We start from the raw sequence: 10300 nt of genomic DNA on the forward strand, positions 1-10300 counted from the left end.
AGGGTCAGCGGGCGTCGTCGTCCTCGTCCGAGTCGTCGTCCGAGTCATCGTCGGACTCGTCGTACTCCTCGTCGTCGAGCCCGGCGTAGACGCCGTCATCGTCGTCGTCGTCCTCGTCGAGGTCCTCGTCGTCGTCGAGGTCGTCGCGCGCGTCCTCGTCCTCGTCGGTGTCGTCGCCGGTGTAGACGTCGAGCGGCGTCATCTCGCCGAAGGCCTCGTAGAGCGCGTTGTCGTAGACCTCGAAGGCATCGAGGAGGTCGTCGTACGCCGCGGCCACGGTGGGGTCGTCCTCACCCCGGCGGCCCGAGCACGCCTCGAGGTGCCGCTCGAAGGCGGTGACGAGGGAGGACAGGGCGGCACGCGGGTCGGCGCTCATGTGACAGACGCTATCGGACTCGTGCCCCACAATGTGGTGATGGTGGAGTACGAGTACCGGGTCCTCGTCTTCGGCCGCGGGACGAGGCGCGCCGACATCCGTCGCGCCCTCACCGAGCAGGCCGAGTACGGCCACTGGGAACTGCACCGGACCCGCATCTACATGGGTGGGACGACGCGAACCTGGTTGCGGCGCAAGATCATCCGCGTCCCGCGCGCCTCCTGAGCTCCGCCCGGCCGGCGTCGGTCGAACCCCTCAGCAGGTCTCGATGAGCCGCTGGAGCACGCGCGTGCCGAAGCGCAGCGACTCGGTCGGGACGCGCTCGTCGATGCCGTGGAACATCGGCGCGAAGTCGAGGTCGGCGGGCAGGCGCAGCGGCGCGAAGCCGTAGCCGGTGATTCCCAGCAGCGACAGTGCCTTGTTGTCGGTGCCGCCGGAGAGGCAGTACGGCAGCACTTCGGCCTCGGGGTCCTCGGCGCGCAGGGCCTCGACCATGGCGTCGACCAGGGCTCCCTCGAAGGGCGCGTCGAGCGCGATGTCGCGGTGGAGAACCTCGACCTCGACGTGCTCGCCGACGAGCTCGCGGATCGTCCGCATGAGGTCGTCCTCGTGCCCGGGCAGGAAGCGGCAGTCGACGTTGGCGTGGGCGTGCTGTGGGATGACGTTGTGCTTGTAGCCGGCGTCGAGCATGGTCACGTTGCTCGTGTCCTGGAGGGTGCCTCGCACGAACCCCTGTGCTCCGCCGAGGTGGTCGAGCAGCTCGTCGATGTCCTCGTCCGAGTAGGCGACGCCGGTGATCTCACTCAGCCCGTCGAGCAGGGTGCGGACCGACGGGATGAACTCGCGCGGCCACTTGTGGGCTGCGAGCCGGCTCAGCGCCTCGGCGAGCCGGGCGATCGGGTTCTCGTCGTTGGGCACCGAGCCGTGGCCGGCACGGCCGTGCGCGGTGAGCCGGATCCAGGCGATGCCCTTCTCCGCGGTCTGGAGCAGGTAGGCGCGCTTCTCGCCGCCGTCCGCCGTGGGGACGGTGACGCTGTAGCCGCCGACCTCGCTGATCGCCTCGGTGACGCCCTCGAAGAGGTCCGGTCGGTGCTCGACGAGGTGGTGCGAGCCGTGCACTCCCCCGGCCTCCTCGTCGGCGAAGAACGCGACGACGAGGTCGCGCGGCGGCACGATGCCCTCACGGGCGATGTGGCGCACGCACGCGAGGATCATCGCGTCCATGTCCTTCATGTCGACGGCCCCGCGCCCCCAGATGCAGCCGTCCTTCTCGACGGCCGCGAAGGGGTCGACCGACCAGTCCTCGGCGTTGGCCGGCACGACGTCGAGGTGGCCGTGGATGCAGAGGGCGCCGCGCGTCCGGTCGGCACCCGGGATCCGGACGACGACCGAGGTGCGCCCGGGCTGGGACTCGACGGTCTCGGGGTCGAGACCCACCTCGCGCAGGAGGCGGTCGACGTGCTCGGCGGCCTCCCTCTCCCCCGGTCCGGAGCCGTCGCCGTAGTTCGACGTGTCGATGCGGATGAGGTCGCGGCAGATGCCGACGACCTCGTCCTCGGGGCGGCTCTTCGTCGTCTCCGTCATGGTTTCCAGACTAGGCCGAGGGGTCGATTTCGCTCGGGCCGGTATGCCGTGTAAAGTTCCCGCTCGTTGCAGGCACCGCCCCACCGGGGCTTGCAGACACCTCGTCCGGGTGGCGGAATTGGCAGACGCGCTAGCTTGAGGTGCTAGTCCTCGTATAGAGGGTGGGGGTTCAAGTCCCCCCTCGGACACCACGACGCCCCGAGTTCCTGCAGGTCAGGAGCTCGGGGCGTTCCTCGTTCCGCAGGTCGCCATCGTCGGCTGTGGTCGCCGAGCCGGGGCCCGTTCGGGTCATTGACCGTCCACCACACCCGGCGGGAGAGTCCGAACCGGGTCGCTGCCGACCGGGGCCGCCCGTGAGGAGGAGCCATGGCGCGACGAGCACTCCTGGCGGTGACCGCGGCAGCCGCGGCGACCGCCGTTCTTCTCGGTGTGCCGGGTGGTGCCGCAGCCGACGGACCGGGTGCGACGGGAGTCGGGCTCCTTCCCGACGTCGTCGAGGAGGTGCCCTCGCACCTCCAGGTCCAGAACACCCAGCAGCGAGAGTGGCTTCGTTTCACGACCGTGCACATCAACATCGGCGTGGGCAACCTGCAAGTCCGCGGCGGCGGCCAGGTCGAGCCGTGCGAGATCGACGGCGAGAGCTACCCGCAGTGCACCGTCGCCACGCAGGAGATCCTCGACGCGCAGGGTGACGTCGTGCAGACCCGACCGGCCGGCGTCGCCGTGTTCCACCCGGAGCACAACCACTGGCACCAGTCGACCGTGGCCGAGTTCGCCGTGCGCTCGGCCCTCGACGGGCCGAGCCTCGTCGACGGCGCCAAGATCACCTTCTGCTTCGTCGACGTGGAGTTCACCGGCGCGACGGGCTCGCTCAAGAAGGAGCAGCCGCGGACCTACTGGGAGTGCAACGGCGACCTCCAGGGCCTGGCCTCGGGCTGGGCCGACAGCTACCACCAGTCGACTCCACTCCAGGAGCTCGACGTCACCGGCCTGCCGGCCGGCACGTACTACCTCACGCACCTCGCCGACCCCGACGACCACTGGCTCGAGAGCAACGAGGACAACAACTTCACTTGGGTGCGGTTCCGCCTCTCCCGCAAGGGAGCCAACCCCGAGGTCACGGTGCTCGACTCCTCACCGTGCGTCCCACAGGTCATCTGCGGCTTCGGCGGCAACCCCTGACGACCCTGTCCGGCCGCGCTCAGCCGCGCTCAGCCGCGCTCAGCCGCGCTCGGACGCGCGATCCCGGGACCGCTCCGCGACGAGGACCTTCCGGTTGCGCACGATCATCCCGAAGATGCCCGCGATCGGGAACATGAGGACGCCGTAGACCGCGGCCGGGATCGACATCTGCGCGTTGCCGAGGACCGTGATGGCCATGGCGATGGCGAGCGTGCTGTTGTGGATCCCGATCTCGAAGCCGCTCGCCACGGCCTGGTCCTCGGAAAGACCGAGGCGGCGCGGGACGGCATAGCCGATCGACAGCGACAGGATGCAGAAGATCGCCGCGATGAGTCCGACCTCGGCGAGGTAGTCCGAGATGTTCTCGCGCTCGGTCCACATGGCGGCGAGGACGACGAGGACGAGCATGACTGCCGACGCGGTGCGGACCGGCCGGTCCATGCGGTCGGCGAACTCGGGTGAGCGTCGGCGGACGAGCATGCCGATGACGACGGGGACCAGGACGATCGCGAAGACCTGCAGCAGCTTGTCGAGCTGCAGGCCGACCCGCTCCCCCTCGTCGACGAAGTGGCCGATCGCCCAGTTGGTGACGAGCGGGAGTGAGACGACGGCGATGATCGAGTTGATCGCGGTGAGCGTGATGTTGAGCGCCACGTCGCCGCGGAAGAGGTAGCTGTAGAGGTTGGCGGTGGTGCCGCCGGGCGACGCCGCGAGGATCATGAAGCCGACCGCGAGCAGCGGCGCGAGGCCGAAGAGCTCGACGAGGCCGAACGCGATGACGGGGAGCACGAGCAGCTGGCAGACGAGCGTCGTCGTCACGGCCCGGGGATTCTGCTTGACGCGCCGGAAGTCGGCGGTGGTGAGCGAGAGGCCGAGCCCGAACATGATGACGGCGAGCGGGATCGGCAGCCCGATCGTGAGAAGCGCGGAATCCATGCGCCGGAGGGTACCGCCCGGCGCTTCGGGTCAGGGCTGGTACGCGTCAGCCGCCTGGCGCAGTCTGTCGAACGGTTCGGCGAGGGCCGCGGCGCCCGGCTGGGTGAGCTTGCCGTCCTCCGCCGCCTGGCTCAGCTCCTTCTCGATGTCGTCCACGAGCGAGGACACCGCAGGAGCGTCCTCGTCGCGCACCTTGGCGTCGATGTCGCGCAGCTTGTCCGAGATGGTCCCGGCCACGTCCGCCTCGATGTCGCCGCTCTGCCGCGCGTCGCGCAGGCTCGACTGGAAGTCGGCGACCGCAGCACTCACGGCCGCGCCCGTGTCGGCCGGAGTCGTGGGGGTGGCGGACGGCGTGGGCGTCGTCGTGATCGTCACCGTCGGGTTGGGGGTCTGCGTCTCGGGCGTGGGCGTCGGCGTCGGCGTCTCCGACGGTGCCTCGGAGGTCTGGGACACGGTCGGCGTCGTCGAGGGCGTCTCGGCGCCGCCGTCGTCCCTGCCCTGCAGGAGGTACCACAGGCCGGTGGCAGCGAGTGCGAGGGCGAGCAGCAGCAGCCAGACCCACGCTCGCGACTCGCGTCGCTCGGGCTCGAGGTCCCGCCTGTATGCCGGCTCGACCCACCTCTCCTCAGTCGGCTCCGGTGGTGGCGCGACGGTCGGGGGCGCAACGCCGCCGGCGGCCGCCGGGAGCACCTCGGTGAGCGCCGGCGCCCGGTGGGCACGCAGCAGCTCGGCCACCTCCCGGCCGGACTGGGGCCGGTGGGCGGGGTCCTTGGCGAGCAGGCCCGCGATGAGCCCGGCGAGATCCGGGGGTGCGTCGGGACGCAGGTCGCGCACGTCGGGTGGGACCTCGTGGGCGTGCTTCATGAGGATGGCGACGGGCGTCGGCGCCGAGAACGGCGGCGTGCCGGTGAGCAGCGTCGTGAGGACGCAGCCGAGGGCATAGAGGTCGGCCCGGGCGTCGACCCGCTGGCCGGTGGCCTGCTCGGGCGCGAGGTACTCGGCGGTGCCGACGATCGTGTCGGTCATCGTCAGCTGGTGGCCGTGGCCGAGCGCCTCGTCGACGAGCTGGGTGATGCCGAAGTCGAGAACCTTGGCGGTGCCGTCGGCGGCGTAGGCGATGTTGCCCGGCTTGATGTCGCGGTGGACGATGCCCGCGTCGTGGGCGGCCTGGAGCGCACTCGCGACCTCCTCGCCGATGATCCGGACCTCCTCGACCGCGAAGGGCCCGGAGTCGCGCACCTGCTCGGCGAGGGTCGGCCCCGGCAGGAGCTCCATGACGAGGTATGCCGTGTGCTCCTCGACCCCGGTGTCGTAGACCGTGACGATGTGGGGGTGGTTGAGCGCGGCCGTGGCCCGGGCCTCTCGGCGGAACCGCTCCCCCGCGTTGTCGCTGTCGGGACCGGTGAGGTCGAGCGTCTTCACCGCGACCTCGCGGCCGAGCATCTCGTCCTGGGCACGCCAGACGACGGCCATGCCACCCCTCCCCAGAGGGGCTCCGAGTCGATAACGGCCGCCGAGCAGCCGTCCCTGCGTCTGGGTCATCCTTCTCCTCGCGTGGGGCGCTCCGTCGACACTAGTGCCTCCCATAGGCTGGGTCCGTGCTGCCCCACATCACCGCGACGCGGTTCGTCACCCCGCTGCGCGAGGGCGGGTCCCTCCCCGGCATCGTCGAGGGCTCGGACGACGGCACCTACGTCGTCAAGTTCCGCGGCGCGGGCCAGGGGCTCAAGGTCCTCGTCGCCGAGGTGGTCGTCGGCGAGCTCGCCCGGCGCCTCGGCATCCGCGTCCCGGAGATGGCGGTCATCGACATGCCGACGGCGATCGCGCGCTACGAGGCCGACGAGGAGGTCCAGGATCTCCTGAACGCGAGCCCCGGAACGAACCTCGCGGTCGACTTCCTGCCCGGCTCCTTCGGCTACGACGGCTCCCGCCCGCCGTCCGCCGAGGAGGCCGCCGACATCGTCTGGCTCGACGCCTTCACCGCCAACGTCGACCGCACGTGGTCCAACCCCAACCTCCTCGTGTGGCACCGGCAGGTCTGGGCGATCGACCACGGCGCGGCGATCTGGTTCCACCACTCGTGGCCCAGCCGCGGCGCTGACGCCGCACGCTTCGCCGCGCAGCCGTTCGACGCGTCGCAGCACGTGCTCGGCGACGTCGCCGGCGACGCGGGTGCAGCACACTCGAGGGCTGTCGCCGCCCTGACGCCGGAGGCGATCGCCGACGTCGTCGGGCTCGTCCCCGAGGAGTGGCTCGAGACCGCTCCGGGACTCGACGACGCGGACGCGGTGCGCGCGGCCTACGTGGAGCACCTCACCCGACGGCTCGAGAACGCCGGTGCCTGGTGGGAGGCAGGGGCATGAGCGGTCACCCCTACCAGTACGTCGTGCTGCGCTGTGTCCCTCGCGTCGACCGCGGTGAGTGCCTCAACGTCGGCGTCGTCCTCTACTCGCAGTCGGCCGGCTTCCTCCGGGCCGCGTGCCACGTCGACGAGGACCGGCTCCTCGCCTTCGCCCCGGGCGTGGACGTCGAGGCGGTCCGGGCGTCGCTCGCCGTCGTCGACGACGTGTGTGCCGGCACTGGCGGAGGTGGGCGTCCGACACTGTCGACGCCCGGGAGGCGCTTCGGGTGGCTCACCGCTCCGCGCAGCACCGTGATCCAGCCGTCGGGTGTGCACGGTGGCACCGCCGAGGACCCCGAGGCCGAGCTGCAGGCCCTGCTCGACCGACTCGTCCGCTGACCACCGACGTCGTATGCCGTTGACGAACCCGTGGCTGACCGGCCCTGCCCCGGATGCCGTCCTGCCGCGGGAGCAGCTGGAGGAGCGCATCCTCAACCTGCTGTCGAGCCACAACCTTGCCGTCGTCGCCACCGTGATGCCTGACGGGAGTCCGGCCGCGACACCGGTGCGCTACTCCAGCCTCGGCTTCGAGATCTTCTGGACGAGCTGGAACGCGTCGGCGAAGTCGCGCAACCTGCGACGCGACCCACGCGTCTCGGCCGGCATCGTGGCTCCACTCGTCGGGCAGGCGAGCAGCCGCGGACTGCAGGTGTTCGGGACCGCACGCACACTCGAGCGCGACGACCCCCAGGCCGGGGACTACTGGGAGGCGATGCGCTGGCAGTCCGACCACGTCGAGCGTGGGCTCGGTCTCGACGCGCCTCCCACGGACCCGCTCACGATCATCACCCCGCACCGCATGCTCTACACGGAGCACTGGCTGCGCCGCAGCGGCTTCTGCCCACGACAGACCTGGCGACCGCTGGCGGAGGGCGCCTCGCCCATCCATCAGACATGACCACGTATGCCGACCCCGACGAGCAGCAGGCGGCAGCCGCCCTCGAGGAGTTCCTGCGCGAGCGGTCCCCGGCTCTGCAGCACCTCCAGGCCACCGTGAACGACGCCGTCGACCTCGACGGGTCGGTCGAGAGCCTCGAGCCCCTGTGGGCCTGGGTCAAGGCGAGGCTCCGGCTCGGACCCAGCGGACGGCAGCCCTCGTGGTCGAGGCTGGGTGTCGGGGAGCACGAGAGACTCGACGAGGCATCGCTCCAGCTCCTGGATGGCGTCATCTCCTACGTGATCGGCGTCGTCACCACTGCCGTTCCCGCGGCTACGTGGGAGGTGGCGACCGACCCGCACCCTCGGTACCTCGACCGGAACAAGCCGATGCTGAGAGCCGGCGACTGGGAACAACTGCCCGCGTCCGCGGTCGGCAACCTGGGTCGCCAGGTGTTCAGCGAGTGGCCTCCCGCCGACGACCGGTTGGCGACCATCGTCCGCTTCTGGCTCGCGAATATCCCTCGAGCTCCGGTCACCGAGGATGACGCAGTGCCCAGGCGGCGACGGCGCCGGCCGCAGCCACGTTGAGCGAGTCCACTCCCCCGGCCATGGGGATCGTGACGACGACGTCGGCACCCTCGACCGTGCGCCGGCCCAGCCCGTCACCCTCGGTGCCGAGGACGAGGGCCAGCCGCTCAGGCGGGTCGGCGGCGAGCTCCTCGAGGCCCACCGCGTCGTCCGACAGGGCCAGCGCCGCGACGGTGAAGCCGCTCTCCCGCAACGTGTCCATCCCGCCGGGCCAGGGGTCGATGCGTGTCCACGGCACCTGGAACACCGTGCCCATCGACACCCGGATCGCCCGTCGGTAGAGCGGGTCGGCACACCTCGGCGTGACGAGCACGGCGTCCATGCCGAGGGCGGCGGCGCTGCGGAAGACGGCACCGACGTTCGTGTGGTCGACGACGTCCTCGATGACGAGCACCCGCCGCGCATCGGCGACGACCTCGGCGACCGGACGCAGCTCCGGGCGCTGCATCGACGCCAGCGCGCCCCGGTGGAGGTGGAACCCCGTGAACCCCTCGATGACCTCGTGGTCCGCGACGAGGACCGGTATGCCGTCCGCCTCCGCCTGCGAGACGAGGTCACCGAGGTCGGTGAGCCACCTCTCGGCCATGAGGAGGGAGCGGGGCCGGTGACCGGCGGCGAACGCCCGGCGGATGACCTTCTCGGACTCGGCGATGTAGAGCCCCCTCTCGGGCTCGCTCCGCCTCCGGAGCGCGACGTCGGTGAGCCCGACGTAGTCGTGGACTCGAGGGTCGTCGGGGTCAGTGATCCGGGTCGGCACCCTGAGAGGCTAGAAGACGAGGGCGCGGACGAGGAGGCTGACTCCCGCGACGACGCAGAAGGTGAGGACCCACCGCCGGAGCCGCTCGCCGTCGAGACGGTGCCGCAGGGGTGACGCGACGGCATACCCGGCTCCGATGAAGGGGAGCCACACGAGCCCGGCGACGAGCTGCTCACGGGTGAACTCCCCCGCGAGCCCGAGCGAGCCGATTGCCATGACGGCGCCGAGGAGGAAGAAGACGGCGAGCGTGGACCGGATCCGCTCCGGCCGCTCGTGCTGGAGAACGAGCGCGAGGAAGGGCCCGCCGATGCTCGTCGCCGTGCCGGACACCCCGGCGATGGCGCCCGCGGCGACCGCGTTGCGGGCGTTCATCCGGACCTCGATGGTCGTGAGCGATGTCGCGACCGTGACGAGGATGAGCACCGCGACAGCGACCGAGATGACCCGTGTCGACAGCAGCGCCACGGCCACGACGCCCAGGGGTGTCGTCACCAGCCGGGCGAGGAGGGCCCAGCCCAGCTCACGCCAGGCGATGTCGAGTGGCGCGTGGGCGAGCTGAACGACCGGGAGGGTGAAGCTCGTGACGAGGACCGCGCCGGGCATGAGGTCGGGCGCCGCGACGACGATGAAGGGCACGGCGACGACGGCCATGCCGAACCCGATCATCGACTGGACGAGCGCACCGACGAAGACCGCCAGGCCGAGGCCCAGCAGGACCCACCAGGAGATCACGGGGCGAGGACCATGCGGGCGATCGCGACGACGCCGATGACGATGATGACCGCGCGCAGGACGTTCGGCGGCAGCCGGCGCCCGACGCGGCTGCCGACGACCCCTCCGACGAGCGAGCCGACCGCGATGAGCCCGGCCACGCGCCAGTCGACCTGCTCGGGGGCGACGAGCACGAACGTCAGGGCCGCGACCGCGTTGACGATCGTCGAGAGCACGTTCTTGATGGCGTTGAGGCTCTGCAGCGACTCGCTCGTGAGGGTCGTGAGCACGCCCATGAGGATGACGCCCTGGGCGGCGCCGAAGTAGCCGCCGTAGACCGCGGTCGCGAGGACGAGGAACGACAGGACCAGCGCCCGCCGCCGCGAGTGCTCGCCGAGCGCGGTCGAGGCCTCCTCGCCCCGCCGGGCTGCGCTCCACGCCGTGATGCGCGGCCCGAGCGCGACGAGGAGCACGCCCAGCCCGATGAGGACGGGCACGATCGCCCTGAAGGCGTCCGGGTCGAGGACGAGGAGCAGGAGGGCGCCGGTGACCCCGCCGAGCAGGGACATCGGCATCCACCGCAGGAGTGTCGGCCGCATGCCTCCGAGCTCGTGCCGGTAGCCCCACGAGCCCGTGAGGCCGCCGGCGATGAGCCCGACGGTGTTGGAGACGTTGGCGGTGACCGGCGCGTAGCCGAAGAACAGCAGCGTCGGGAAGGTCACGAGCGTGCCCGACCCCACGACCGTGTTGATCGTGCCGGCGGCGACGCCGGCGAGGAGGATGAGCGCGGCCTCGGCGAGGCCCACCTCAGCTCTCGCGCGGCGGGACCGCGTCGGCCGGCGGCGTCAGCGGCGGCTGCTGGCGGGCCGGCGGCGTGGCGTGGTCC

General features: G+C 71.4%; 13 protein-coding genes and 1 tRNA gene. 7 read left to right on the forward strand and 7 right to left on the reverse strand.

Annotated features, from left to right (window positions below; all coding sequences use genetic code 11):
• Positions 1 to 4: 4 nt before the first annotated feature.
• Positions 5 to 376 carry a hypothetical protein gene (locus tag N798_RS10800; protein WP_035948370.1) on the reverse strand — a complete coding sequence of 124 codons (372 nt, stop codon included), beginning with the start codon at positions 374 to 376 and terminating at the stop codon, positions 5 to 7.
• Between the two features lie 39 nt (positions 377 to 415).
• Between N798_RS10800 and N798_RS10805 the strand changes: the two genes are divergently transcribed.
• On the forward strand, positions 416 to 601 hold the full coding sequence (locus tag N798_RS10805; RefSeq protein WP_035948400.1) for a DUF5703 family protein: 186 nt from the start codon (positions 416 to 418) through the stop codon (positions 599 to 601).
• Between the two features lie 30 nt (positions 602 to 631).
• Here the strand turns inward: N798_RS10805 and N798_RS10810 are convergent, their stop codons facing one another.
• Positions 632 to 1960, reverse strand: a complete 1329-nt coding sequence (locus N798_RS10810; RefSeq protein WP_035948373.1) for a M20/M25/M40 family metallo-hydrolase — start codon at positions 1958 to 1960, stop codon at positions 632 to 634.
• A gap of 103 nt (positions 1961 to 2063) precedes the next feature.
• On the opposite strand from N798_RS10810, the gene N798_RS10815 reads away from it, so the two are divergent.
• A tRNA-Leu gene (locus N798_RS10815) sits at positions 2064 to 2151 on the forward strand.
• A gap of 175 nt (positions 2152 to 2326) precedes the next feature.
• Positions 2327 to 3142, forward strand: a complete 816-nt coding sequence (locus N798_RS10820; RefSeq protein WP_084100529.1) for a lysyl oxidase family protein — start codon at positions 2327 to 2329, stop codon at positions 3140 to 3142.
• Between the two features lie 39 nt (positions 3143 to 3181).
• On the opposite strand, the gene N798_RS10825 is transcribed toward N798_RS10820, so the two are convergent.
• Positions 3182 to 4078 (reverse strand): bile acid:sodium symporter family protein, encoded by an 897-nt coding sequence (locus N798_RS10825; RefSeq protein ID WP_035948376.1) that lies wholly within the window; start codon positions 4076 to 4078, stop codon positions 3182 to 3184.
• 30 nt (positions 4079 to 4108) lie between these two features.
• Entirely contained in the window at positions 4109 to 5620 is a 1512-nt protein-coding gene (locus N798_RS17400; RefSeq protein WP_188450332.1) for a serine/threonine-protein kinase, read from the reverse strand.
• A 56-nt stretch (positions 5621 to 5676) separates the two neighbouring features.
• On the opposite strand from N798_RS17400, the gene N798_RS10835 reads away from it, so the two are divergent.
• From N798_RS10835 to N798_RS10850, 4 genes are read left to right on the forward strand one after another with little or no spacing between them, the layout of a single operon-like run.
• Positions 5677 to 6441, forward strand: a complete 765-nt coding sequence (locus N798_RS10835; protein ID WP_035948378.1) for a HipA family kinase — start codon at positions 5677 to 5679, stop codon at positions 6439 to 6441.
• Positions 6438 to 6818, forward strand: a complete 381-nt coding sequence (locus N798_RS10840; protein WP_035948380.1) for a DUF3037 domain-containing protein — start codon at positions 6438 to 6440, stop codon at positions 6816 to 6818. The genes N798_RS10835 and N798_RS10840 overlap by 4 nt, the downstream gene beginning before the upstream one ends.
• A 13-nt stretch (positions 6819 to 6831) precedes the next feature.
• A complete protein-coding gene (locus N798_RS10845; RefSeq protein ID WP_035948382.1) occupies positions 6832 to 7377 on the forward strand; it encodes a pyridoxamine 5'-phosphate oxidase family protein in 546 nt (181 codons plus the stop codon).
• On the forward strand, positions 7374 to 7946 hold the full coding sequence (locus N798_RS10850; protein ID WP_035948384.1) for a hypothetical protein: 573 nt from the start codon (positions 7374 to 7376) through the stop codon (positions 7944 to 7946). Before N798_RS10845 ends, N798_RS10850 begins: the two co-directional genes overlap by 4 nt.
• On the opposite strand, the gene N798_RS10855 is transcribed toward N798_RS10850, so the two are convergent.
• The 3 genes from N798_RS10855 to N798_RS10865 are packed head-to-tail and all read right to left on the reverse strand — an operon-like array spanning position 7891 to position 10220.
• Complete coding sequence (locus N798_RS10855) at positions 7891 to 8703, reverse strand: TrmH family RNA methyltransferase (RefSeq protein WP_035948387.1); 813 nt, start codon at positions 8701 to 8703, stop codon at positions 7891 to 7893. The genes N798_RS10850 and N798_RS10855 overlap by 56 nt on opposite strands.
• Before the next feature lie 9 nt (positions 8704 to 8712).
• Positions 8713 to 9435, reverse strand: coding sequence for a sulfite exporter TauE/SafE family protein (locus N798_RS10860; RefSeq protein ID WP_035948389.1), 723 nt, complete (start codon positions 9433 to 9435; stop codon positions 8713 to 8715).
• Positions 9432 to 10220: a sulfite exporter TauE/SafE family protein gene (locus tag N798_RS10865; RefSeq protein WP_035948392.1), complete on the reverse strand. Its 789-nt coding sequence runs from the start codon at positions 10218 to 10220 to the stop codon at positions 9432 to 9434. The genes N798_RS10860 and N798_RS10865 overlap by 4 nt, the downstream gene beginning before the upstream one ends.
• Between the last annotated feature and the right edge of the window lie 80 nt (positions 10221 to 10300).

It is taken from the genome of Knoellia flava TL1 (assembly GCF_000768675.1).
Classification (GTDB): Bacteria; Actinomycetota; Actinomycetes; order Actinomycetales; family Dermatophilaceae; genus Knoellia; species Knoellia flava.

Coding starts and splice junctions, on each gene's coding strand:
- N798_RS10825 (WP_035948376.1), bottom strand. CDS start 4,078: ATGGATTCCGCGCTTCTCACGATCGGGCTGCCGATCCCGCTCGCCGTC.
- N798_RS10845 (WP_035948382.1), top strand. CDS start 6,832: ATGCCGTTGACGAACCCGTGGCTGACCGGCCCTGCCCCGGATGCCGTC.
- N798_RS10800 (WP_035948370.1), bottom strand. CDS start 376: ATGAGCGCCGACCCGCGTGCCGCCCTGTCCTCCCTCGTCACCGCCTTC.
- N798_RS10805 (WP_035948400.1), top strand. CDS start 416: ATGGTGGAGTACGAGTACCGGGTCCTCGTCTTCGGCCGCGGGACGAGG.
- N798_RS10850 (WP_035948384.1), top strand. CDS start 7,374: ATGACCACGTATGCCGACCCCGACGAGCAGCAGGCGGCAGCCGCCCTC.
- N798_RS10840 (WP_035948380.1), top strand. CDS start 6,438: ATGAGCGGTCACCCCTACCAGTACGTCGTGCTGCGCTGTGTCCCTCGC.
- N798_RS10820 (WP_084100529.1), top strand. CDS start 2,327: ATGGCGCGACGAGCACTCCTGGCGGTGACCGCGGCAGCCGCGGCGACC.
- N798_RS10810 (WP_035948373.1), bottom strand. CDS start 1,960: ATGACGGAGACGACGAAGAGCCGCCCCGAGGACGAGGTCGTCGGCATC.
- N798_RS17400 (WP_188450332.1), bottom strand. CDS start 5,620: ATGACCCAGACGCAGGGACGGCTGCTCGGCGGCCGTTATCGACTCGGA.